Annotated in this window: 20 protein-coding genes, 2 pseudogenes and 1 riboswitch; of the genes and pseudogenes, 4 read left to right on the forward strand and 18 right to left on the reverse strand. The window is 44.9% G+C overall.

What is annotated here, in order from left to right:
* Nucleotides 1-253: 253 nt before the first annotated feature.
* On the forward strand, nt 254-1978 hold the full coding sequence (locus H6G03_RS21775) for a serine/threonine-protein kinase (RefSeq protein ID WP_190468307.1): 1725 nt from the start codon (nt 254-256) through the stop codon (nt 1976-1978).
* 39 nt (nt 1979-2017) lie between these two features.
* On the opposite strand, the gene codA is transcribed toward H6G03_RS21775, so the two are convergent.
* The 3 genes from codA to H6G03_RS21790 form a co-directional block, all read right to left on the reverse strand.
* On the reverse strand, nt 2018-3265 hold the full coding sequence (gene codA, locus H6G03_RS21780) for a cytosine deaminase (protein ID WP_190468311.1): 1248 nt from the start codon (nt 3263-3265) through the stop codon (nt 2018-2020).
* Between the two features lie 48 nt (nt 3266-3313).
* Nucleotides 3314-4531, reverse strand: coding sequence for an RNA-guided endonuclease InsQ/TnpB family protein (locus H6G03_RS21785; protein ID WP_190468315.1), 1218 nt, complete (start codon nt 4529-4531; stop codon nt 3314-3316).
* 287 nt (nt 4532-4818) lie between these two features.
* Nucleotides 4819-4974, reverse strand: a complete 156-nt coding sequence (locus H6G03_RS21790) for a hypothetical protein (RefSeq protein ID WP_190468318.1) — start codon at nt 4972-4974, stop codon at nt 4819-4821.
* Between the two features lie 36 nt (nt 4975-5010).
* A riboswitch (Glutamine riboswitch) is annotated at nt 5011-5096 on the reverse strand.
* A 127-nt stretch (nt 5097-5223) separates the two neighbouring features.
* On the opposite strand from H6G03_RS21790, the gene smpB reads away from it, so the two are divergent.
* Both smpB and H6G03_RS21800 read left to right on the forward strand, forming a co-directional pair.
* Complete coding sequence (gene smpB / locus H6G03_RS21795) at nt 5224-5691, forward strand: SsrA-binding protein SmpB (protein WP_190468321.1); 468 nt, start codon at nt 5224-5226, stop codon at nt 5689-5691.
* A 258-nt stretch (nt 5692-5949) separates the two neighbouring features.
* Nucleotides 5950-6468 carry a DUF29 family protein gene (locus H6G03_RS21800; protein WP_190468324.1) on the forward strand — a complete coding sequence of 173 codons (519 nt, stop codon included), beginning with the start codon at nt 5950-5952 and terminating at the stop codon, nt 6466-6468.
* A 58-nt stretch (nt 6469-6526) separates the two neighbouring features.
* On the opposite strand, the gene H6G03_RS21805 is transcribed toward H6G03_RS21800, so the two are convergent.
* The 8 genes and pseudogenes from H6G03_RS21805 to H6G03_RS21840 all read right to left on the reverse strand — a co-directional run bounded on the left by H6G03_RS21805 (nt 6527) and on the right by H6G03_RS21840 (nt 14751).
* Entirely contained in the window at nt 6527-6958 is a 432-nt protein-coding gene (locus tag H6G03_RS21805; RefSeq protein WP_190468327.1) for a hypothetical protein, read from the reverse strand.
* A gap of 34 nt (nt 6959-6992) precedes the next feature.
* Nucleotides 6993-8504 carry a serine/threonine protein kinase gene (locus H6G03_RS21810; RefSeq protein WP_190468331.1) on the reverse strand — a complete coding sequence of 504 codons (1512 nt, stop codon included), beginning with the start codon at nt 8502-8504 and terminating at the stop codon, nt 6993-6995.
* Nucleotides 8505-8693: 189 nt separating this feature from the next.
* Entirely contained in the window at nt 8694-10133 is a 1440-nt protein-coding gene (locus H6G03_RS21815) for an IctB family putative bicarbonate transporter (protein WP_190468334.1), read from the reverse strand.
* An 85-nt stretch (nt 10134-10218) separates the two neighbouring features.
* On the reverse strand, nt 10219-11712 hold the full coding sequence (locus tag H6G03_RS21820) for a GAF domain-containing sensor histidine kinase (protein ID WP_190468337.1): 1494 nt from the start codon (nt 11710-11712) through the stop codon (nt 10219-10221).
* Nucleotides 11713-11856: 144 nt separating this feature from the next.
* Nucleotides 11857-12321 (reverse strand): annotated as a pseudogene (locus tag H6G03_RS21825) (GUN4 domain-containing protein); the annotation flags it as partial.
* Nucleotides 12322-12500: 179 nt separating this feature from the next.
* On the reverse strand, nt 12501-12995 hold the full coding sequence (locus H6G03_RS21830) for an adenylyltransferase/cytidyltransferase family protein (protein WP_190468343.1): 495 nt from the start codon (nt 12993-12995) through the stop codon (nt 12501-12503).
* Between the two features lie 32 nt (nt 12996-13027).
* Nucleotides 13028-13693 (reverse strand): annotated as a pseudogene (locus H6G03_RS21835) (RNA-guided endonuclease InsQ/TnpB family protein); the annotation flags it as partial.
* 386 nt (nt 13694-14079) lie between these two features.
* Entirely contained in the window at nt 14080-14751 is a 672-nt protein-coding gene (locus H6G03_RS21840) for a response regulator transcription factor (protein WP_190468346.1), read from the reverse strand.
* 541 nt (nt 14752-15292) lie between these two features.
* On the opposite strand from H6G03_RS21840, the gene H6G03_RS21845 reads away from it, so the two are divergent.
* Nucleotides 15293-16717: an NADP-dependent isocitrate dehydrogenase gene (locus H6G03_RS21845; RefSeq protein ID WP_190468350.1), complete on the forward strand. Its 1425-nt coding sequence runs from the start codon at nt 15293-15295 to the stop codon at nt 16715-16717.
* Between the two features lie 127 nt (nt 16718-16844).
* Here the strand turns inward: H6G03_RS21845 and H6G03_RS21850 are convergent, their stop codons facing one another.
* The 7 genes from H6G03_RS21850 to H6G03_RS21880 form a co-directional block, all read right to left on the reverse strand.
* On the reverse strand, nt 16845-18092 hold the full coding sequence (locus H6G03_RS21850) for a hypothetical protein (protein WP_190468355.1): 1248 nt from the start codon (nt 18090-18092) through the stop codon (nt 16845-16847).
* 129 nt (nt 18093-18221) lie between these two features.
* Nucleotides 18222-19391, reverse strand: a complete 1170-nt coding sequence (locus tag H6G03_RS21855; RefSeq protein ID WP_242056880.1) for an LptF/LptG family permease — start codon at nt 19389-19391, stop codon at nt 18222-18224.
* 226 nt (nt 19392-19617) lie between these two features.
* Nucleotides 19618-20346 carry an LPS export ABC transporter ATP-binding protein gene (gene lptB / locus H6G03_RS21860; protein ID WP_190468358.1) on the reverse strand — a complete coding sequence of 243 codons (729 nt, stop codon included), beginning with the start codon at nt 20344-20346 and terminating at the stop codon, nt 19618-19620.
* A 175-nt stretch (nt 20347-20521) separates the two neighbouring features.
* The gene (locus H6G03_RS21865; protein ID WP_190468391.1) at nt 20522-21010 is read right to left on the reverse strand and encodes an LptA/OstA family protein; all 489 of its coding nucleotides are present in this window, start codon (nt 21008-21010) and stop codon (nt 20522-20524) included.
* Between the two features lie 237 nt (nt 21011-21247).
* Entirely contained in the window at nt 21248-22648 is a 1401-nt protein-coding gene (locus H6G03_RS21870; RefSeq protein ID WP_190468395.1) for a hypothetical protein, read from the reverse strand.
* Between the two features lie 196 nt (nt 22649-22844).
* On the reverse strand, nt 22845-23267 hold the full coding sequence (locus H6G03_RS21875) for a DUF309 domain-containing protein (RefSeq protein WP_190468397.1): 423 nt from the start codon (nt 23265-23267) through the stop codon (nt 22845-22847).
* Nucleotides 23264-23629, reverse strand: coding sequence for a ferredoxin thioredoxin reductase catalytic beta subunit (locus tag H6G03_RS21880; protein WP_190468400.1), 366 nt, complete (start codon nt 23627-23629; stop codon nt 23264-23266). Before H6G03_RS21880 ends, H6G03_RS21875 begins: the two co-directional genes overlap by 4 nt.
* Between the last annotated feature and the right edge of the window lie 73 nt (nt 23630-23702).

The raw sequence follows: 23702 nt of genomic DNA on the forward strand, positions 1-23702 counted from the left end.
TCGACCAGGCTACTATTAGGTATTAAAGCAGAAACGATATTATACCGCCTCAGCTCTTTCAGTGAATTCCTCAGTTTCATCCTGAACGACTAGACACCTCTTTGAAAGACATTGATGTAGACGCAAACTCTCAAAGTTTCTACACAGTTTATCTAAACCAAACTTTCAAGTGGTGTCTTCATATCGGCGAAGCACATACGACGGGCTGCGTTCTCTAGCAATATCAAATCTGACGAAACATTACCGGGGTCTTATGCCAAGAGTCCTGTTGAACACCGAAGCGAGTCACCCAATGTTGGGTAATTTATTAGACGAGCGTTACCAAATAGTTCAAGTTTTAAGTGCCGGAACATTTGGAAGAACGTACATTGCCGAAGATGCTAAATTACCGGGTAATCCTAAATGCCTAATTAAGCATCTCAAACCTGCTAGTAACGATCCCAACTACTTGCAAACCGTCAGACATCTGTTTCTCAACGAAGCAGAGACTTTGAAACGGTTGGGCGAACACGATCGCATTCCGCAAGTGCTAGCTTACTTTGAAGACGACCAAGGATTTTACTTGGTGCAAGAGTTTATCGAAGGACAGCCTCTGAGTACTTTACTGCCAACTAGCCTACGCTGCGGCAAACGCTGGCAAGAAAAACAAGTTATTCAGTTGCTAGAAGAAGTATCAAGCATACTAGAATTTGTTCACAGTCAGGACATTATTCATTGCGATATCAAGCCAAACAATATAATTAAACGCGCCTCAGACGGCAAATATTGTTTGATTGAATTTGGCTCGCTTCAGCCGATAAGGACGCCAGCAGTTAACGTTGAAGAACAGGCAGAAATTACTTTTCCTCTCGAATCGGCAGGGTATGTACCGCCAGAACAACTGGCATATCACCCACAGCCAAATAGCGATATTTATGCGTTAGGCACGATCGCTATTCAAGCACTGACGGGAATGTATCCGGCGCTGTTGCAAATAGATGGGAATTTGGCTAGCTGGCAGCAACAAGTAAAAGTGAGCGATCGACTGGTTTCTGTAGTAAACCAAATGGTACGCCTTAACTACAAAGAGCGCTACCAAATGGCGACAGAAGTTATCCAAGCTCTTCAGGATTCGGGCAGCGGTAGCCAGACAACAGAATTTGTCAGTAGCGGTGTTGGTGCGATCGGCTCAGAAAAGCTAAATATTACCTTTAAGTCATTGCCGCCAAAATCCCCAACTATATCCCCAACTATATCCCCAACTATAATTGAGGAGTCAAAAGTTGCGGAAAACTCTATTGGTGCGATCGCCTCAGAAACTCTTGAAATCCCGTTAACCTTATTCCCGCCAGATTCAGAAACCAAAACAGCAGATTCAGAACAAATTCAATACTCTGCTGAAAACGCTGTTTCCGAATCTTCGCCTTTAGAATCCCTCATATTTGTAATGCCTCAAACGCAACTTTATGAGGCAACATCCACCCCAGATGCTACAGATGCAACGGACTCACCCCCTAAGCCGCAAAAGAGCAAACCTGGTTTTAAATTACCAAAAATCCCTCCTATAGTGGCTTTATTTGGTGTCGGTATGGCGATGAATGCTTTGGCTGCAATGGCTGGATACATTTATATGTCCCAACCCGATCCCACTCAATTTAAACAATTGGATTCAATCATTGACCAAGTACAGTGGGAAGAAGGAGCTAAAAAAGTTTGTCAGATTCCTTATATCTGTTTTTGGGAAAAGAAACAACAGCCTAATGTTCGAGGAAAGGCGCAAACATCTGTAGAAGTTTACCAATTACGGAAAAAAGCCTTTGCCTTGGCTGAAAAGAAAGACTTTGCTGGTGCGGTGAAACTTCTGGAAGAAATTTCTCCCCAAACACCAGAATACTCTAAAGTTAAAGCTAAGATCGCTGAATATAAGCAAAAGCAGCGGGTTAAGCAAGCTGTGGAAAAGTCTGGCGGTGCAAAAATGGCGAGTAAGTCCACGAGATAATTAATGAACAATGAACAATTGACAATTAAAAACTAATTGTTAATTGTTCATTGTTACAATGGGTGATTCTGTCTGCGCTAACAACCTTCCCCGTGAAATTACATAACGTACAGTCGCTCGACGACGAATCGCATCATAGCGACTATCAGCATCCAACACAATCAAATTTGCAGGCTTCCCCACCTCAATTCCATAGCTATCTTGCAGATGTAAAGTTTTTGCTCCATGCAGTGTCACCATATCAAAACAAGCATCTATTTCAGACATCCCCGTCATCTGACAAATGTGAACCGCCATGTGCGCCACTTCCAGCATATTTCCCGTCCCCAAACTATACCAGGGATCTTGGATACAATCGTGTCCCAAACTCACATTCAATCCAGCTTGCCACAATTCTTTCACTCGCGTCACACCTCGGCGTTTGGGATAAGTATCGGTGCGCCCTTGTAAGGTAATATTAATTAAAGGATTGGCGATGAAATTGATTTGCGATCGCATTAACAAACCCATCAACTTTAAGGCATAAGCATTGTTATAAGAAGCAAACGCAGTTGTATGACTCGCGGTTACTCTTTCTCCCAAACCAGAACGAATCGCACAAGCCGCCACAACTTCTAAAAAGCGCGACTCGTCATCATCAATTTCATCGCAGTGAATATCAATTAACCGATTATATTTTGCCGCTAATTCAAATATCCGATGTACCGATTTTACCCCATCTTCGCGGGTAAACTCATAGTGAGGAATTCCACCCACCGCATCCGCACCCAATTTTAGCGCTTCTTCCAATAATTCTTCATTTTTAGGACTACCGTAAACCCCATCTTGAGGAAAAGCCACCACTTGCAAAGTTATCCAATCTTTGACCGACTCTCGCACTGCTAGCAAACCTTGCAATGCAGTTAAAGAGTCTTCACTCACATCTGCATGACTGCGTACAAATAAAATACCTTGAGATGCTTGTAATTTGAGCGCTTCTATTGCCCGTTTTTTCACATCATCCAGCGTCAAACTTTGCTTGCGTTCTCTCCAAATTTCAATTCCTTCAAACAAAGTTCCGCTTTCATTCCATCGCGGTTCGCCTGCTGTCAGCGCTGAATCCAAATGAATATGGGACTCCACGAAAGGGGGACTGACTAATTTTCCTTGGATATCCAGTTCCAGCTGCGCTGGTTCGCTGAGATGGGGTGCGATCGCGCCAATTTTACCATCTCGAATCCCAATATCGACTTCCCGATCCTGCAAACGACACCGACGCAGTAATATATCCCAGGATAATAGCGACATAAATATTCCTTTCTGGTTTATCCAACAAATCCATACAGGAATTGTGAACTACCCCACCGTATAGACGGATGGGGCTTCTGAATTCACAGGGGAATGCCTCAAGACAGACTTACGCCCAGATGAAGGACTTACTTCCCCTCCTTCAGCAGCAGTCCTGGTTCCCAAGACCGATAACTGTCTGATACCTTCTGCTCTAATATTTGTTGCAGCGTTTTCATCTCTATCGTGGTGTGTGCCGCAGCTTGGACAAGTCCACTCTCTAATATCTAGTGGCATTTCTGACATCTGATAGAGACAGTTTGAGCAGGTTTTAGAGCTAGGAAACCATCGATCAATTTCAACTAATAAACCACCTTTCAACTTGAGTTTATAGTCTAAAAAATTGATGAAAGTTCCCCACCCCACATCAGCAATAGCTTGAGCTAGGTTGTGATTGCGAACCATGCCCTTGACGTTGAGGTTTTCGACTACTACCACTTGGTTATCATTGACGATTTTCTTGGATAATTTATGCAGAAAATCTTGACGGGCATTGCTAATACGTTCGTGAACTTTAGCCACAAGCTTTCGTGCTTTTTCTCTAGATTTGCTGCCTTTTTTCTGGCGAGCTAATTTAGTCTGTTTTCTGGCTAAGTTTTTTTCATGTTTTTTGATATGTCTAGGGTTGGCAAATTTCGATGTCTTATTTCCATCGTGCGTAACACAGAAGTCTTTGAGTCCCAAATCAATGCCAATCACTTTACCTGTAACAACCACTTCTGGGGTTTCTAGCGAGGTATCAAACAATAACGAAGCATAGTATTTTCCTGTGGAAGCTTTAGTAACAGTTACAGTTTTCAGCTGTCCCGCAAATAATCGATGAATTGAGGCTTTAATTATCCCAACTTGAGGGATTTTTATTCCCCTCTCAAGGATTTGGCAATTTTGAGGATATTGACAAGATTGTTTCCCGTGATAAGACTTGAATCTAGGATATTTAGCTCGCTTCTCAAAAAAGTTTTTGAAAGCTTTAGTTAAGTGCAGAGTTGTTGACTGCAACACCTGAGAATAACATTCCCCTAGCCATGCCGTATCTTCTGCTTTTTTGAGCTTGGGTAAAACCTTGTTGAGGGCTATTTGAGTAAGTCCCTTTCCTGTTTCCTTGTAAGTTTCATTGCATAGATTCAAAGCGTAATTCCACCACCATCTTGCACACCCCATTACTTGACTAAGCTTTTGGGATTGCTCAGATGTTGGGTAAATTCGGACTTTGATGGCTCTATACAATGGTTTCAGGTGAACTATGGTTTACAGTAAATATTGTAGCACAAGATAACAGAAAGTAGAGGCTACGCCGTTTTTTTATTGGTCGGGCATTCATCCCCACCGTATAGACAGATGGGGAATTCTGCCCGACATTTGAGTTAAACCCTACCGCAACCTGGAACTACTCTCTATGTAGGAACCCGGTTTCTTGAACAAGACCCTCCTCATTTTTTTGATTTGTTGGGTTTCCTAAGCAGAAACCGGGTTTCTTGAAGAAACCCGGTTTCTTTCCGTCAGTTTTTAATTTGCTATTCGGAAATATTATTTGCTACTCCGACTTCCCTCGCCGAACGGATCAACATAGCTTTTTGACGGTTCTCCATTGACCGCTGATGATTCAGCATCAGGGAACGAGCTCTTTGTTCAACTGCGCGGTTGTTGGATTCGTAGTTAATAGCGCTCATGTTTTCGCCTCCAAAAGTACAAACGTAGTGAATTGAGGCGCGTTCCTTCGGGATTGCTCCCTACTTCCGTCTCCTCACTGCATCTAACCGTCGATCGGCGTCTACCTGAAGAGATGAACGATTTATTTCTGTATTTATTGTTACCGTTTTTCCGATAAATGTCAAGTGCTACATAAAACTTTACAATCAAGCTCAATTCAATCCTAGATAAACTGCCACAGTCGTTGGTTTAAACGCTAAATTGGCAATATGAGTGAAAAAAGCGAAGGTATCAAAATCGTTAGCGACAATCGCCAAGCCCGTTACCTCTACGAAATCCTAGAGACATACGAGGCTGGGATTGAGTTAAAAGGGACAGAAGTCAAGTCCATTCGCGAAGGTCGGTCTAACCTGCGCGATGGATACGTGCTGATTCGGAATGGCGAGGCGTGGCTGCTGAACGTCCACGTTTCACCTCACTCAACCGCCAGCCAGTATTTTAACCACGACCCCGTTCGCACGCGGAAACTGCTGCTGCATAAAGAGGAAATCCGCAAGCTGATTGGTAAAGTGGAACAAAAGGGTTTGACCCTAATTCCTTTGAAGATGTATTTGAAGAAAGGTTTGGTGAAAGTCAGCGTTGGTCTGGGTAGAGGTAAGAAGCTGCACGACAAACGCGAAGATGTGAAGAAACGCGACGATAAGCGCGAGATGCAACGCGCTATGAAGAATTTTTAAAGCGATTCAAACCTAAGAAACCGGGTTTTTTGGCAAGGATTTTTACTTTGGTGTCAAGTTAATCGCTAAAAACCCGGTTTTTAGCTTTTTTTACCGCAGATTAAGGCAGATGAACGCGGATGAACGCAGATGTGGATGTAAAAAAGTCACTCATTCAAAAGTCAAAATTCCTTCCTCTACCTTTTCCCTTTTCCCTCTCCCCTCTCCTTTTTCTAAATGGTATAATTTTACTCGCTAGTGCGAATGCTGGTAATAATTATGACTCAAGAATTAATAGATTTAAGAAAAAGCATTCTGGAAGGAAGATACGCCGAGGCTTTGGCAATTGTAGATGAATTAGAGGGAATGAGCAAACAGGCGATACTGCGGAATATCCAATCTTATCTCAAAATCTTGTTAATTCACTTGATTAAAAACCAAATCGAACAGCGATTAACAAATTCTTGGGCTAATTCTATTCGCAATTCTGTTAGAGAAATTAAGAAACTGAATTTGCAAGATAACAAAACCTCTTATTACGTGAAGATAGATGGTTGGGAAGAAATGATTGATGAAGAATTTGAAGAGGCAATTCGCGAGGCTAGCGAGGAAGTCTTGAATGGTGCTTACAGTCCATTTCAACTTGCTGAAATGGTGGAGAGAAAATTGGTAATTAGTCATTCTCAAAGCTTAATCGAATTGACCTATAATTATTCACTTAAGCAGTTACCAGGAGTTATTGATGATTATTTGATTCAGCTTCCGGGTGGGGAAGATTGGCAAGCTGGGAGGCGATGATAAAAATTCTTAAAACAAGGTATTCAATACTGATAAACCTTAAATATTTATGGTGTGTCTAAGCTGAGCTTTGTACAGTTATTTGTGGTTGAGATTCGTTATCCACAAAATCCCGAATTACTTTTAGTAAATCATTAGAATGAAATTCGGATTGGGAATCGAGCTTGTTTAAAAAGTTGTTTGCTGCTAGCTTTAAGGCTGTGGTAAATTCAGAAACATGAGAGATTGAAATGGATTGTTTGCGATAATATATTCGCATTCCCTCCTCCCAAGGTTCAAATAAAATTGGTTCTGGTTCTTCCACAATTTCAACAGCGATATTTTTACCTTGTTTTACAGCTTTCACTCCGGTAATTAAGGCATCAAACCAGGAATCTAAATATGTTGATTTTTCCGTGATGGTTGTTGTATCATTGGTTATGGTGATATCGCCAATGGGATCGATGGGGTCGATTTTTTCTGATTCGTCGATATTTATGGCAATTTGCATTATTATGTTAGGTTTAATGACTTCAAGCACAACTTTACTGCAACCAATAACGTAACACTGCTCCCGCTCCCAGTCCTATCCAAGAAGTTCCAGATAGAATCAGAAACTTGTGAAAGTTACTAAATGGCTTTTTTCCTAAATCGTTAGCATGTATATCCCAAAATATTACTTCTGTTCCTTCCCACATCCTTAAGGCTAAAGATATATTTGATGTTAAACCAATACACCAAGCCACTAAACCCCTTATCCTTTCTTCATTCCCGTAAATATTTCCATAAATTTGGCTCCAACTCATCTTACTGTTATACATAGTCAAAGGTGTCAGAATAATAAGCATTAAATACCATAGTCCTAGTCCCTCGGTTGGACCAATCGAGAAAAAAAGCAATAAGAATCCGTAAAAAATACCCATAAAAAATAATGATACTATAGCCTTAGTTCCAAATATAGGTACAACAGTTAAAGTTATCGCTAAAGCCATAGTTAAAACGCCGCCTATCTCAATATCAGTAAGCCCACCATAAGTAACCCCTCTTTCACCATGATAAGCTAAAAGCGAGGTTCCAGCTAAAGCTACGAACCAAGGTAAAGGCGAAAAATAAAAAGGTATTGTTAACAAAAATCCCAAACCTACACAAACTATGAAACGTTGTACTAATAAACCCCAATCAATATGTATCTTTTGTAGGGTTGGTTGAGTGATTACTTTGTTAATGCCTACCGGAACAGTGCGATTCGCCACTTCCAACAACTTCAACCATTCCTGCATCGACTGAGGACGGTTTTTCGCTTCCAACTCCATCCCCTTGAGAATCGCCCGATTTAACTCATCGCTGATATCAGCGTGTTGCTTAGGTTTAATCAATCGGACATTATTCAACTTCCGATCCAAAGAAGATGTCGGACATTGACCAGTTACCGCATAATATAGAGAAGCAGCCAAACAGTACACATCAACCGTTGGTTCCCGACTCCCCATCATCTGTTCGTAAGGCGCAAAAGCCCAATTGCCAAAATGCTTGGAACTTTCGACTGTTTGCAGAATTTCTCCAGCAATGCCAAAATCAATCAACACCGCTTTACCGTCACTCTGCACCATAATATTGCCTGGGTGAGCATCCCGATGCACCAAACTCGCTTGATGCACCACCGTCAAAGCTTCCCCAATTTGTCGCACATACTCCACCGCTTCGTTTGCAGGTAACGCCCCTCGCCGCCGCACCAAATCAAACAAACTCTCCCCTGCGACAAAATCCATTACCAGGCAGTATATCCCCTTCTTTTCAAACAAATCCCTGACGCGCACGATATTGGGATGCTGTTTTTCAGAGAGTTTTTCCAGTCGCCGCCCTTCCTCGACGAACCGCTGCAAATATTTGGGGTATTCCGGGTCATTTTTCAGGCTTTCATTAGGCGTTTTAATAACCACTAGCTGTTGCAGCAGCGTATGTCGTGCTTGATAGGTAATCCCGAAGCCCCCTTCTCCCAGGATTTTCTCGATAATATACTTACCTTTCTGCAACCGCTGACCCGCTGCCCAAACCATGTCGCGCTTTCCAGACTCTTGGGTTTATTGTGACATATTATCTCAAAAAAAAGTACGTTGTTGCGGTTTAGCGCTAAAGCGCAACAACGTACCTTATTTCTTATCTTCTCTTCGCGTTCTTCGCGTCTTCGCGGTTCGTTAAAAAATCTTGGGTTAGAGTTACCAACTCTAACCAAAATACAAAAGCTCCTACAAGTCCTGTGGAGGTAAATTTTCACTCCGCGATGGTTGATAAATAGTGTAATAACTAGCGATCAAAGCTATCATCATCCACCAGAGAGTATTGGCTTCCGGACGATACAAAACTGTATCTACAGTACCATGAGCTAGCATACCTAAAAAACTGGCGATCGCAGCTATCAACCAAAATCCTTCGCGGCTACCAAATTCCCGCAGACGCCGCAATTGTACCCAACCTTGGTTAAAGGTTACTAACAATAACCAGAGAAAACAACCCAATCCAATCAAACCGGCTTCCACCGCTACTTCCAGCAGAATAGAATAAGCACTCAAAGCGCTGTAGCGGGGACGCATATAGAGAGGATAAATTTTGTTAAAAGCAGTGTTGCCGGGGCCAATGCCGATAATGGGCCGAGCGCGAATCATCTCCTGTACAGCTGCCCACACATTGATGCGAAAATTATTGCTGCTATCTTCGCGACCCACAAACATACTGAAAACGCGATCGCGCAACGGTTCTACAAACAATATTGCCAATCCTAATATAGCAGCCAAACTTATTAGCAATATCGGTAAAGACCAAGTGCGCCAAAAAGGAGGTAACTGAATACTTAACCAATCAATCAACAACAACAAAAACACAAACAGCAGCACTACAAAACCGATCCAGCCCCCCCGACTGAAAGTTAATATCAAACAAGATGAATTGACAACAAACATTGTCGTTGCTAACGCTTTGCAGACCCAGCCACGCCAAGCAAAAACAGCCGCCAAACTCAAAGCAGTTGCCGGCAGCAGATACCCTGCCAGTAAATTGGGATTTCCCAGATAGCTATAGACTCGCGTGGTTTTAGCCAGAGGAGATTCCGGATCTACCCAAGTTGCCAGTGCTGTAGCGCCAAAAAACCACTGCCTCAGACCGTAGACACTGACGAGCAGAGCTACGTGCAAGTATAGCGCAATTAACCAAGAGCGCAGGTGAGGCGATCGCAAAATCCTCGCCATCAAAGCAAACAGCAACAGATACAGCGTCAGCTTCACCAAACCGGTCAGCGCCGCCGCCTTCACCGGTGACAAAGCTGTCGCCACCACAGCAATACCCCAATAAAGCAATACCAGCAAATGAATGGGCGTAAATTTGGGAAAAGAAAATACTGCCTCTCCCTCTTCCTTCTCCCTTTCTCTGACAACCTCATCCGATACAGTCAGCAGCACCCAAAAGGCACCGCAAGCAACTAAAAGCACACCAACCAAATCGTTGGATACAAAGGGAGCCAGAGCAAACACCAAGCTTACCAACAACGCGCCCAAAGGTTCTGCCCATCGCATCAACCAGCTGCCTTGTCGCCATGCTGGCAGCAGACCTACCAAACGGTACAAATAACTAGCATTGCGCCACCGATACAACGGTAGATTAGATAGTGTTAATTGTTGCCAAACAGCGTTCATGAATTTTTATTCTAGTGAACCATTTTAGATTTTGGATTTGAGATGTTAGATTATATTTTCATCTAAAATCTAAAATCTAAAATTTTTAGATATTTACATCAGCTTCTGTTATTGTTGGCAAGCTCACCACATATCTAAAGCCAGACTCTTGCGAGCCTTGGATCGAGATTTGTCCGCTGTGCATTTGAGCTAAATGACAGCTGAGCAACAGCCCCAAGTTTTCAGAAGATCGATCGATTATATTATTCTCAAGAGCTTCCGATCGGTCAGCAGTAACCAAAGCTTTTTCTTCCGATTTGGTCGAGTTACTCTTCTCGGCTGCTTCTGGAGATAGCAGTGATGCTTCTTCGAGGCTTTCATCCTCGCGATCGTAAAGCCGGGGCTCCGAGTAAGTTGGTACAGATGGGGACGTATTGAAAAAGTATCCTTCCAGATGAGGGAGGCCATCTCCCAGCCAGGGGTGAGAAACCCAAACGGCAATGTTTAACCCTTCTACTTTACGAGAGATATGAATGCGGACAATACTGCCAGCATCAGCCGTTTGCAGCACACTTGATACCAAGTGATAAAGCAATTGGCGGACTTTTTCCTTATCCAGTTGCCAGATGCGATTTCCGGGCTCTACGGAAAGACGAATCTGTTGCCCTCGGCGGTTGGCTGCTTCTTCTAATGTAGCGATCGCCTGTTGGCACAACATTTCTATATCAACAGCAGAAAGATTCAGTTTTGGATTATCGGGGTTTAGCGATCCCAGTGCCAATATTTCGTTTACCAGCGACAGCAAGTACTGACCGCTGTGCTGAATAATCTCCAAATATTCTTTTTGTTTAGTCGTTAGGGGGCCATAAATCTCGCGGCTCAAAACGCTGGCCATTCCCATCACTGAGGTCAGAGGCGTCCGCAGTTCCTGAGTGAGTTGGCCCAGCAATTTGACTTGAATTTGATTGGTGGCGAGTTGCTGGCTGCCTAAATTTCCAGAGGATATTTGCGTGTTGAGATTCACCAACACTCCTGGGGCATTCTCTTTGAGGGCACGATTGCGCTCAAATTCGCTCATAATCCAGCGGGCCATGAGTTCCAAAAACTCTGTTTCCCTGTCAGTAAAGGAACGCGGCACCCGTTCCATCACGGCAAGCGTACCCAGGCAATGTCCGGTAGAAGTTAATAATGGCACTCCCAAATAGGCGCGGATGCCATAGTGCTGAACTAACAAACTCTTGGCAAAAATCGGCTCAACGGTAGTATCGCCGATCGCCAAAACTTTATGAGAGTCTACTACGTGCGTACACAGAGATTCCTGCCGCGATAGCTGACGGGATGTTGCCAGCTGATTCATCAAACCTAACCTGGACAAACCCACAGATGACTTGAACCATTGACGGTCTTTGTCCATGATGCCCAAAATGCAGATGGGGGCATCCAAAAAGTGGGCAGCCGTCTGAGTTGCCTCATCGAAAATCGGGATTGTCTCTGCTTCCAGCAGTCCCGACTCTGTTAAAGCTAAAAGGCGCTGTTGTTCTCGCGCTTGAGGTGTCAAACCGTTGAGACGATAAAAGAGAGTGTTTTCAGGGTTTACCATGCTAACTGCTACCCCTATACTTGCTGAATTTATCATTTATCTAGCTGCTGCCGCAGACAAAGAGCTTATCCTTAAAATTCCCTAACTGCATTCTCAACGAACAGGTTATGGAGAAATATCATCAGTTTTTGAGAATATCTACCATTAACCAGAAAGAGATGTACTCGACCAGGCAGGGTGAGACAGCAGGGAGGCGATGACCCGCACTCCTCGTAACTGATTCGAGAGGGGTAGATGACCTTTGGGGGCACTCAGATCCCAGATAAACTCGTGGGGATATCGCGTCCAGTTATTGCCATTCTTCCAGCCGATTTTGGGCCAGAATTTTTCCCAATTTTTGCCCAAACTCAGCCAAATTTCCCGTTGCACTCCATAGCCAAACTTGCCTTCGGAATTAGCCAGCCAGAGGTTGTTAATGGTTTGCAGATCTGATGTAGGGAACTTCTCTACCTCAGTAAAATACAACCATTTCCTTTGCACTGCTGCCGCACCTGCAAGTTCGCACAGCAATTGCAGCGTCATTCGATCGGCTGCTTGAAAATCTTGCTGGGCCAGCAGTTGTTGCAGGGGAGTGTAATCTATATTGCGCTCTGAAATCAACGATACGATACTGGTGTTCATTGCTAATTGGTTATTGGTCATTGGTGGTTGGTCTGCGATCGTCGGTTACTTTTGTTTTTGGTTTCTTCATTCCCGATTACCCATTACCGATTAACTATTAGCACAAAGGAATTTGCACAAGTATCGCCGTTAGTCCAGTTGAGTATCACTCTGGTTTTGCAAACTTTTCACTTAGCGGTCTGCAAAATGCGATCGATTATACCACTGGTAGAAGTAGGTATTTCTATTCTGACTAACTCGATCCTGCCTCCATAGGCTTGAACAATCGGTGCTTCGGGCAGCGTTTCGATTCGGTAGTCTCCCCCTTTTACGTAAATTTCTGGTTTGAGCTTATCTATAACTTGAGCAGCTGTGGTTTGGGAAAAAATCACTACCCCATCTACTGGCTTGAGGGCAGCTAGTAATTCGGCCCTCTGTATGTCTGGGATGATGGGTCGCTCTGGCCATCCCGTCGGATGCGGTTTGATGGTTCGCACAGACACATCGCTATTTAACCCCACAATCAGCGATCGCCCCAAGGATTTTGCTACCCGTAAATACCGCAGGTGTCCGACATGGAGTAGGTCAAAGCAGCCATTGGTAAATACCAATGGTCGCCATTGCGCTGGGGCAATAGCGATCGCCTCCTCTAGTTCGGTTAAGCTGTATAGATCGGTAATCATATCGCGAACTACCCACACTGACCTAACGGTTTATTAGAACTTTTCAGTTTTCTGGATAATTGCTGTTGCTTGATTCTGAAGTTTTTTGGATGCTTGTTGAGTATTTTATGGTTCTCAAACTTAGAGCCATCGCTAGTAACAGCAAAGTCAGTCAACCCCAGGTCAATCCCAACTGCTTTACCTTCTGCACTTGCAGAAGGTTTATCTTTCTCATCGTCAGAAAGAATGGCCGCAAATAACTGATTGGAGCAATTCTTGGATATACTTACAGTCTTAATTTTTCCCTCAATAGGTCTATGAATAATTGCCGAAACATTTCCAATCTTTGGAAGTGTTAAATATTTGTCTGCAACCTTGACATTTTGAGGGTATTGTCTTGACTGCTTACCATGCTTTGATTTAAATCTATGGTATTTAGCTTGTTTTTCAAAGAAGTTATCAAAGGCCACCCCCATGTTTAAGCAGACCTGCTGCAAGCACTGTGAATAGGTTAAGGTTAACCACTCATGCTCTTTTTTTAACTGCGGAATTAGTTTTTTAACTTCATACCCAGATAACCCTTTACCAGTCTCTTTATATGTTTGATTCATCAAGTTCAGGCAATAATTCCACAGCCAGCGACAAGAGCCAAAAGCTTGTGCTAGTGACTGTTGCTGTTGACTGTTTGGTTGTAGCCTGACTTTGACAACTCTTAACATATGAGAGTAAATAGAGGTTTCCCAGTAAGTATAACACGGAAATTGTGCGTTTCCGACCTGTTTCCCTCCCACGAGGAACTCGCATCCGTCGGGAGACTGCGGTCAACTCACCCGCAATTCATCTCACACTCCCCTATTAGGTGAGATGTGAAGCTTCTTGCGGTTCAAGCTAAACTTTTAACGATGATCGTTATGACTGAAAAAAAGAAGTTTCCCGCTTCCCATTTCCAGGGGAATCATCAAAAAATCTTTGTGAATATTGGAGAGATGTTTCACGAAACGTCTCTCCAATATTGAAGTCACAGCCAATCGAAAATCTACTCATCCAGAATTCACTCATCGGTGACTGCTTTGCCTACAGCCATCCCTCTTGAGCTTCCGCAGCTTTAACTGTCCGAAGCACACTCGCTATCTGTTGGAGGTTGGTATCCCACTTCAAAGGCAAAGCGAACCAGTTGGGAGCGATTTTCTATTTCAAGTTTGTTAAAAATATTTCTCAGATGACTCTGGACTGTACGGGGACTGATAAATAGGCGTTCGCTGATTTGTTTGTTGGTAAAACCCCTAACCGCCTCCCAGAATACTCTTTCCTCTGCTGGTGTCAGAGGTAGGGGAGGGGGTGTAGGTGTTTGGTGCGAGGTCAAATTGGTAGATCGTTGCATCAACCGCACGATTTCTGCATGGATGCGACGCGATCGTTCTAACTGCGCTTCTATTTTGGCTACCAATTCCCGTGGGTGAAACGGTTTGAGCAAATAATCATCCGCGCCGATCGAATGGCCTTCAACCCGACAATCTATCTGACCCAGAGCTGACAAAAAAATAAACGGCAGCAATTGACCCTCACGGGTGGCTCGCAGGCGACGACAAAATTCAAACCCATCCATTCCCGGCATCATAATATCAGAAATGACCAAATCGGGGGGATTTTTGGCAAAAGCTGCCAACCCTTGCTCGGCGGAATCTGCATTTTCCACTACGTATCCTTGTTTTTCCAGATAGTCCGACAATACGGTGCGTAAGATTTTATCGTCATCCACGACCAAAATGCGCTTCATCAAGACCTCCGAGAAACCACATCCCCTTGTAGGTTAAAAGCAATAGGAGCGGTTGTTTCACCTTTTGCTAACCAGACCCTCTGACCGAGCGCTCGCCAAAAAAAGGTGACAAAATCGCGATTTAGGCAGTTTTGTGCGCGGAGTCTCCGTATTCCTACCATATTTTCAGCAAAATACCCGAACCAAATTTACTTTGCCTAACGAGCCTTTGCTGATGGAAGATGCTCCCCAGCAACATCGCTAAAGCCTAAAGCAATTGCGATCGCGAAAATAATACACCGATAGCCTATCCTAAAAGTCACTTTTATAGTTTTTTAAGTACAAATCGAAACAGATCTACAAAGACGAAAGAGAATAAAAAAACTTTGCCATTAGCGTTTTACCGTTTCCCCTTTAACTATTGCAGCTAGATTTATTGGCAAAAAAGTTTATAACGAGCTGCTATGGCGCAAAATATCTGATAGCTTGATAAGGCTTACTGGCAAGATTAAAATTTTATCTGATTATTCCCGCCGCCTAGCTACCAGGAGCTGCTACCAGTATGTACAAACAGATAAGTCCTCCAGACACCGGGTCTAAGATCGCCTTTGAAAACGGCGAACCCATCGTTCCCGATAACCCAATTATTCCCTATATTCGCGGAGACGGGACAGGCGTGGACATTTGGCCTGCCACTCAAAAGACGATCGACGCCGCCGTCCAATTTGCCTATGGTGGCAAGCGTCAAATCAGCTGGTTTAAAGTATACGCCGGCGATGAAGCCTGTGAAAAGTACGGCACTTATGAGTATTTGCCTCAAGACACCCTCCAGGCGATCGAAGAATACGGTATTGCCATCAAAGGCCCACTGACAACCCCGATTGGGGGTGGTATTCGTTCTTTAAACGTGGCATTGCGACAAATCTTTGACCTTTACGCTTGTATCCGTCCATGTCGCTACTACGCAGGCACCCCGTCACCTCACAAAAATCCAGAAAAACTGGATGTCATTGTTTATCGGGAAAATACAGAAGATATTTACCTGGGCATTGAGTGGCGGCAAGGTAGCGAGATTGGTGATAAACTGATTCACTTGCTCAATCACGAACTGATCCCAGCTACTCCGGAACACGGCAAAAAACAGATTCCCCTCGACTCCGGTATTGGCATCAAACCAATCAGCAAAACAGGTTCCCAGCGCCTTGTCCGCCGTGCGATCAAGCACGCCTTGCGATTGCCCAAGCATAAGCAGATGGTGACTTTGGTGCATAAGGGCAATATCATGAAATACACCGAAGGTGCGTTTCGCGACTGGGGTTACGAGTTAGCAACTGCGGAATTTCGAGCTGAGTGCGTCACTGAACGGGAATCCTGGATTCTCAGTAACAAGGAGAAGAAAGCCGATATCTCCCTAGAAGAGAATGCCCGTCAAATCGAGCCTGGGTACGACTCTTTAACGCCGGAAAAGCAAGCTGCCATCTGCCGGGAAGTAGAAAATGTGCTTAACTCTATTTGGGAAACTCACGGGAACGGACAGTGGAAAAATAAGATAATGGTGAACGATCGCATCGCCGATAGCATTTTCCAACAAATTCAGACCCGCCCGGATGAGTACTCCATCCTAGCTACCATGAACCTCAATGGCGATTATTTATCCGATGCCGCAGCTGCTATTGTCGGTGGTCTGGGCATGGGGCCTGGAGCTAATATTGGCGATAAATGTGCTATTTTCGAGGCGACTCACGGCACCGCACCCAAACACGCCGGTTTGGATCGAATTAACCCAGGTTCGCTGATTCTATCCGCCGTTATGATGCTGGAGTACATGGGTTGGCAAGAAGCAGCTGACTTAATCAAAAAGGGTATTGGGGATGCGATCGCCAACCGCGAGGTAACATACGACTTAGCTCGATTGATGGAACCCCCAGTAGAGCCGCCCCTGAAGTGTTCTGAATTTGCCGAAGCAGTGATTGAACACTTTAAATAAGGGCGTCGGGGAAGTCAAAAGTCAATCGTAAATAGGGACGAGAGAGAGGAAGAGGAAAGAAATTCCTAATTTTGACTTTTGACTTTTGACTTTTGACTTTTGACTTTTGACTTCCCCACTCCCCCACTTAAGGATTTGAGAACGAATTTATCTCTCCCCCACCGATGTGTCTGCCTGGAATCGGACGGGGGACTGAGAAATTAGGCGACTGTTGCAATTGAGACGGTTGAGTAACGGAATTGCCCAAATTAGAGTTAAATCCTGGGTTAGAGAAACCGTTTGCCGGGGCAGTATTCTGGAATGGAGATTGCCCCAAATTGCTGGGTGTTGCAGGTGCCAGACCGGGATTTACCTGTACCGCTGAGGGTACGCCCGGTAATGCTTGGGGTGGATTCAAGTATGTATAAGAATTGGAAGAAGTTGCACCGCCAGCAGACGGGGAATTATAACCGTAGCCAGTTGTACCGGGAACGGGCGATACTTGCCCATAGCCTTGTCCTGGTAATTGTGAAGTTGGTTGTGTAAGAGTTTGGTTAACTGTGGGGTTTTGCCCTAAATTACCTGGCGATGCTTGAGATGGCGAGGTTGCGCCGGTTCTACTGCTTGCCTCTGGGCTGTCCAATCCTGACTGCAAAGGATTTTGGATAGTTGATTTGCTGGCTGTTCCCTGGCGGTCTAAAGCTGATTGCAAGGGGCTCACGGATACCCCAGCCGGAGTTTGAATAGATGATTTACTGCCATTACCCAAGCGGTCTAATGCTGACTGTAAAGGACTCACTGACGGTAAAGTGGCATTTTGTTTCTGGGTGGTCGGCAAATTCAGCTTATCGGCAGAATTAGCTGCGCTGCCTACGCCTAAGTTAGAAGATGGGGGAGTAAAGGAATTTCCGGAAACAACTGTGCTGCTGTTTGAGCTAGATTCTGACTTGAGAGCAAAGGGATTGGCAGTTGTAGGCTGTGCTGTTAACTTCTCTGTCGCCGATGAGTCAGATGATTTTTCGGCATTAATAGCCGCTTCTTTCTGTTTCATAAACTCATCAAATAACCCTAGCTCTGTTTCGTCTTCTTCTGGAGTAAGTTGGAGAGGCTCGGAATCACTAATTTCCTTCTGTAGCACAGAAAGATTATCAATGTCAACCCCAATTGCTTTGTCTTCATCAGAAAGAGTTTGCTCGTCCGCAGTGGCATTGCTGGGAGTTGGAGTTTCTGCTTCCTGGTTAAGGGCTAGCCACTCAGGGTGGTTGAAGTAGGCCCAAGTAAAGAAACCTACCAGAGATAGAAATGCGATCGTCACCCAAACTATAGGCTGGGTTAAAGGGCGTAGCCTAGCTTTCAAATAGCGGAGCGCAGCCGGGGGCCGATGAGAAGATGACATAGCAGGAGTGCAGCTTAACTTGGCACGAGTAGGTGAATGCTTTTACCGCTAGGATAGCTTCGATCGCAGGCAAACTTCCTTGATGTTTGCAAAAATTTTGCTCTCCAAATTGACGATCGCTATTTCCTGTCACCGAGAGATTCGCAACAGCAGCCAAGTGCCCATTCCCAAACCGAACAAGTTGGGTAACCAAGCTGCCATCCACGGTGATAGGAAGCCGCTCATCCCCAGAGCGTCGCCCATCGTCCGCAACAAGTAGTAAGCAAAAATAATCAATACGCTGATGCCAAATCCTGTCGCTCTGTTCGTCCTTTGCGGTCTGGTTCCCATAACTGCCCCTACCAAGCCGAAGACAAGGCAAGCAAAAGGTAAGGCGATTTTTTGTTGGAGGCGAATATTCAATTTGCGGATTTCCTTGTAGTCACCGCTAGGTTTGATTAACTTTATCTGCTCCTGAACTTGTGCGATGTTCATTTCGTCAGCTTTCGGTCTTTTTTTAGCAAAATCTAAGGGAGCGCGGGGTAGTTGCAATTGGTGATGTTCAAACCGCAAAATGTTGCGATAGGAACTATCAGGAGATATAAGGTAGATAGTGCCGTTGAAGAAATCCCAGGTATTTTCTACTGTATTCCACTGAGCAGATTCCGAGACGACAATTTGATTAACGCCGGTACGAGAGCGGTCTACTATAGTAATATTTTTCATGACTTCGCCATCGAACTGTTCTGCATAAAATAAGCGTTTTAATACTTCTAGTTTTTCTCCGTTCGCTTGTTCAACTTCGCCAAATTCTGGATAAATAATATTGTTTTCCTGAAAATCTTTCCTGTCCTGTTTCAGAGCTATATCTAGAGTTAACTCCGCTTGGTAATTAGCTGCGGGTACAACCAATTCGTTAAAAGTAAAGGCGATGCCCGTGACAACAAAACTCATAAATATGGCCGGCAAAATCAGCCGATAGGCGCTCACACCACAGCTGCGTAGCGCAATTAGTTCGCTGTCACCAGAGAGACGACTGTAGGCTAGCAAGGTGGCGAGCAACATGGATGCAGGTAAGGAAAAAGCGATGAAGAAGGGCATTTTTAACACAAAAACTTTTAACGCCGTGGACAGCGGTAACCCTGCTTCTGTAACTTTCCGAACCAGATCGAGAGAGCCGATCGCCACTGCTACAGACGAAAACAGCGCTGAGCCAAACAAAAATGGTGCTATCAGTTCGCCCATCAGGTAGCGATCCATAATTGAGATACCGAAAGTCAGCGATCTCAGTGGATTGAAATATTGAGTGACGGTTTTCATAATTTACGAAGGGTATAGGGTATAGAAAATAGATGATTTCTCAAAGGGAGTGGGAGTGGGGGAGTGGGCGAAGTCAAAAGTCAAAAGTCAATCATTCAAAATTCCTCTTCCCTTTTCCTTTTTCCCTTTCGCTCTCCCTCTTCTTTTTGACTTTTAGATCGCCCGTGGCTAACCCACCCTACATTTAAATAAAATTCTATTATCACCATAGAAACCGGATTGCCTGCTATATTTGAAAGTTATCGCCGAGGTAGTACTGCCGCACAAGCGGATTGTTGTAGAGTTCGTCAGCACTGCCAGAGGCGAGGATTTGCCCATCTCGCATAATGTAGGCTCGGTCTGTGATTGCCAAAGTTTCCCGGACGTTGTGATCTGTGATTAAGATTCCCATTTGCCGATCGCGCAATTGGGCTACCATTTGCTGAATTTCTGCTACAGCTATCGGGTCAACACCGGCGAAGGGTTCGTCCAAAAACAAAAATTTTGGCCCTTCTCGCCCGGATGCCAAAGCTCTTGCCAGTTCGGTTCGCCTTCTCTCTCCCCCAGAAACTTGAATTCCTTTGGTGTAGGCAACTCTTTCCAAGCGAAACTCGCGCAATAATTCTTCCAGACGCTGCTTGCGTTCTCTTCGAGGCACTTGGGTTTGCTCTAGAACTAAGAGAATATTTTCCCGCACGCTGAGGTTGCGAAAAATGCTGGCTTCTTGAGCGAGATAACCAATACCCAAATTTGCGCGTCGGTGCATTGGCATTTCGGTAATGTCCAGGTCGTCGAGCCAAACTTTACCTTGATTTGGTTTGTCTAGACCTGTGGCGATATAAAATGTTGTCGTTTTACCGGCACCGTTGGGCCCCAGCAACCCCACTACTTCTCCTCTAGCAACGGAGAGGTTGACGCGATTGACGATCGCTCGCTTGCCATAATACTTGTGTATATTTTCCAAGACTATTTTCACTTCGGCGCTCTCCCCACAGTGGTGCTGGGTCGGAAAATTGGTCTTGATTTTAGCACTCGATCGCGAAAGTCAAAAGTCAAAAGTCAAAAGTCAAAATCCTTTGACCGTCTCGGATTTAACTTGTTTCGATCTGGTGGGTTACTTCTGCCGTGCGGCACTGGCGTTAGTAAGATGGTTATCTTTGGGGGGGTCTGGGCGCAGATGTCCCTGGCAATTGGGTGGAAGGGTTGGGGTCGTTAATAATATAGATGGATTCCACTTGCCGATTCGGTTGAGGTTGAGCGATAAATCGACCTTCATCGATCAGGTAGATGACTTGTTCGCCGCGAATGCTGTTGCCTTGCTGCAATATATAAACGTTGCCTGTGAGTACGATGCGCCTTTCTTTGGTGAAGTATTGGGCTTGGGCGGCTGTAGCCTGAATTTGGCGGGCGGGGTAGAAAAGTTGCACGTTACCCCGCGCTGTCACCACTCCAGTTTGTTGATTGGCTTCTTGAATGTCGGCGCGAACAGTGAGGGCGCGACCGTCACCGGGGTTTTGGGCTTTGGCGCTTTGAGGTTGGGGGAAAAGGGCGATCGCAATTACGATCGAAGCAGCTGGAACCGTTAAGCCTATCCCAAGGCGACGCAACCAGAATTCAGGTAATCGAGCGGCAGGCATCATGAATCGTGCAAGCTGAGGAAGTTGATTTGTTTGCGGGACAATAGTTATGACTGAAAAGTTATTCCTATAGTTCTCTAGGTAGTTTAACCTGTCCTGTCAACTGCGAATCTATAAATTACGTGGGACGATGCTGCCAAAAGCGATTACCCATTAATGAGGTATGTGGAAATTACCACATATATAAAAAATTCCAGCTTTTGAGTCAGTAACGATCGTGCCTTTTACTGAACCAATTTTCTAGACAGCTACAAAGTAGTTGGCGCTGAGACTTAGGCCGCTGGAACCTTGAACGATCGCAATCAGTTCGGGAAGACTTTCGCTCAGGAAGATGGCTGTACCCGCAGCTAAACCGGTCGGTGACTCTGCCAAACTGTAACTGGACTTAGAGCCGGACAGTTGGATGGTGTCTTCCAAAGCATTGAAGTCAGTAATTAGGGCGTAGTCGCCGATACCGGAGCTGCTAGTATTACCATCGTTGTAGAAGGTTACTTCGGTAGCGCCTAGCACAAAGAGATCGCTCCCAACACCACCAGTCAAAGGATCGATTTCGTTAAAACCTCTTCCTACTGCTACATCGGCTCCCGTCAGTACGTCGTCGCCTTCATCTCCAAATACGCGATCGCCACCTGTACCGCCGAAAACTGAATCATTACCGCGTCCGCCATTCAGGATATCGCTGTCACTATCCCCTAAGAGGAAATCATTGCCATCCCCACCAGTAATCTTGTCATTTTTCCCACCGCCACTAATGGTATCGTTGGCTGCACCACCTGCGAGGTTATCGTTGTTAGCAGTACCCGACAAGTTGAGGGCAACAACCGTTTTATTGTTTTTAGTGCTAGCATCGTTCTCTCCAGTAAATGCGGCGTTGACTACTGTGTTCAGATTCAGGAGAGTGCTATTAGGCTGGGTAAAACTGTTGCCTTGGAGCAATTCGGTGAAGAGGATATGAGCATAGCTATGGTTTTGACTGGGGCCGAACTGTCCGGGCTGGTTTAAGCTCTTCTTGTTAGCGTACACATCTAAAGTAGCCAGCGGAGCGTCGAAACCCGCCAGCACACTGGTATGTAAAGCTACAACGCGAGTAGCGTCAGTTGGATCTAAGCGATCGTCTGCGCCTTTGCCCTCAAACGCAGGGCCAGCAGGATCTAATCCTACAATTTGGGAAATAGAACTGCCGGTGGATTGACGATACGCAGAGCCAGCAAATCCAGCAACGTGCGCTCCCAGGCTGTGTCCGATTAAGGTGGTGTAATTGGGATCTACACCGCTATTTTTCAGGTAAGCAGCTAGCTGATTGCCAACATCATCTGCTTTGTCAACAGAAGGCAAATAGAAGGGGTTACTTGCGAGTGCTTCCCAGTCTACCAAAATGATATTAGCGTTAGATTCTCGCTGGCGAATAGTTTGAGCTTGCCCTGCCATCCAGTCGGTAGGCTTGTAGCCGTTGCCTGCATTGCCACCAGTGTTGCGCCAGCCATGTATGATGACATAGGTTGCTTCGTCAGTTTTGATACGCCCCGAAGGATCGATCGAACTGTCACCCCAAATATTAAAATTGACTGTAGAAGCGTCAGTAGAAGAATTCGCAGAAAACTTACTCTTCATAAACTTGGAGCCTAAAATGGAAATAGCCATAAGTTTCTCCTGATTAAGGTGAAAAGTTTTGTTGGATTAGGTTAATTGAATTTACTGATTTTTTGAGAGCCCAGATTTTTCCCGTTTTTTGGTGTATACCAAATCCGGGTCTGTTACCTTATTTTTCTCAAAGCAACCCTGAAGATATTAGGCGCGTTCAAAGATTAGAAATAAGTTTTTAGTTGATGGCGATCGCTTACTGTAGAGCAACTCTGACTATTTTTGGTAATTCTAAAGTGCGGTCTCTATCTATGTAAGTGTCAGATGTCTGAAATTGTCGAACAAATTCTGCTACTTTTTCTGGGCCTGCTTGTTGCAGCGCCGTCAAGAGTTGCTGACTCTCGATCGAGAATTGTTCAACGTCGATCTCGGCATACGTTGGTTGGTAATACCGCAATCGATTGATACCTTCTCCTAACAAAATTACCGCACCGCGCCAGTTATGATTACCAAGGTGATATAAGGCAACAGCAATTTGCAAAATACCCTGATAGAAAGTTTTTTGTGGCTCTGTTGACTCCATCCACAGAGCCTCTAGGGTATCGTGACAGGCGTAGTAATCTTTGTTGTTAAACTGCTCTACGCCTTGCCAGAATTCTTGAGGCACTGCTTCCATCATCCCATACTATCTCGTACAGCTTTGATTTCCTCTAAGGAAATTTCCTGCTTATCACCGGCAAAATCGTTATCTGCGGTGAGAAACAGCATACAGTGGCATTCTTTGCGTTCGCGCATGGGGACGCAAGGGCAGTTCCAGAAGGCGGCATTTACTTCTGCTTCTTTGTCTTCGTAATGGCGACAGGGACACAGAGGCGATCCCAAGTCATCTTTGTGTTTGGCGAGTCCTTCAATCACGACGGCAGTTACTGAGGGGTCAACGCAGAAGTATGTTCCGGTGCGTTTGGCGTACTGTTCGGAAAACTGCCGCATTGCCTCTAGGTTTTTGTCGGTGGATTTAGCTTCGTTTTCTGTTGATTGCATTGCGATCGCGTTCTTTCTAGGTCAGCTGACATTGTTAGATTCTACCGTAGGGGTTAGCAGAGGGGCTAGGGGT

The organism is Aerosakkonema funiforme FACHB-1375, from assembly GCF_014696265.1.
GTDB classification, from domain to species: Bacteria; Cyanobacteriota; Cyanobacteriia; order Cyanobacteriales; family Aerosakkonemataceae; genus Aerosakkonema; species Aerosakkonema funiforme_A.

Excerpts from the sequence above, each read along its gene's own strand:
- H6G03_RS21775 (WP_190468307.1), top strand. The coding sequence starts at position 254 with ATGCCAAGAGTCCTGTTGAACACCGAAGCGAGTCACCCAATGTTGGGT.
- codA (WP_190468311.1), bottom strand. The coding sequence starts at position 3,265 with ATGTCGCTATTATCCTGGGATATATTACTGCGTCGGTGTCGTTTGCAG.
- H6G03_RS21790 (WP_190468318.1), bottom strand. The coding sequence starts at position 4,974 with ATGAGCGCTATTAACTACGAATCCAACAACCGCGCAGTTGAACAAAGA.
- smpB (WP_190468321.1), top strand. The coding sequence starts at position 5,224 with ATGAGTGAAAAAAGCGAAGGTATCAAAATCGTTAGCGACAATCGCCAA.
- H6G03_RS21800 (WP_190468324.1), top strand. The coding sequence starts at position 5,950 with ATGACTCAAGAATTAATAGATTTAAGAAAAAGCATTCTGGAAGGAAGA.
- H6G03_RS21805 (WP_190468327.1), bottom strand. The coding sequence starts at position 6,958 with ATGCAAATTGCCATAAATATCGACGAATCAGAAAAAATCGACCCCATC.
- H6G03_RS21810 (WP_190468331.1), bottom strand. The coding sequence starts at position 8,504 with ATGGTTTGGGCAGCGGGTCAGCGGTTGCAGAAAGGTAAGTATATTATC.
- H6G03_RS21815 (WP_190468334.1), bottom strand. The coding sequence starts at position 10,133 with ATGAACGCTGTTTGGCAACAATTAACACTATCTAATCTACCGTTGTAT.
- H6G03_RS21820 (WP_190468337.1), bottom strand. The coding sequence starts at position 11,712 with ATGGTAAACCCTGAAAACACTCTCTTTTATCGTCTCAACGGTTTGACA.
- H6G03_RS21830 (WP_190468343.1), bottom strand. The coding sequence starts at position 12,995 with ATGATTACCGATCTATACAGCTTAACCGAACTAGAGGAGGCGATCGCT.
- H6G03_RS21840 (WP_190468346.1), bottom strand. The coding sequence starts at position 14,751 with ATGAAGCGCATTTTGGTCGTGGATGACGATAAAATCTTACGCACCGTA.
- H6G03_RS21845 (WP_190468350.1), top strand. The coding sequence starts at position 15,293 with ATGTACAAACAGATAAGTCCTCCAGACACCGGGTCTAAGATCGCCTTT.
- H6G03_RS21850 (WP_190468355.1), bottom strand. The coding sequence starts at position 18,092 with ATGTCATCTTCTCATCGGCCCCCGGCTGCGCTCCGCTATTTGAAAGCT.
- H6G03_RS21855 (WP_242056880.1), bottom strand. The coding sequence starts at position 19,391 with ATGAAAACCGTCACTCAATATTTCAATCCACTGAGATCGCTGACTTTC.
- H6G03_RS21865 (WP_190468391.1), bottom strand. The coding sequence starts at position 21,010 with ATGATGCCTGCCGCTCGATTACCTGAATTCTGGTTGCGTCGCCTTGGG.
- H6G03_RS21870 (WP_190468395.1), bottom strand. The coding sequence starts at position 22,648 with ATGGCTATTTCCATTTTAGGCTCCAAGTTTATGAAGAGTAAGTTTTCT.
- H6G03_RS21875 (WP_190468397.1), bottom strand. The coding sequence starts at position 23,267 with ATGATGGAAGCAGTGCCTCAAGAATTCTGGCAAGGCGTAGAGCAGTTT.
- H6G03_RS21880 (WP_190468400.1), bottom strand. The coding sequence starts at position 23,629 with ATGCAATCAACAGAAAACGAAGCTAAATCCACCGACAAAAACCTAGAG.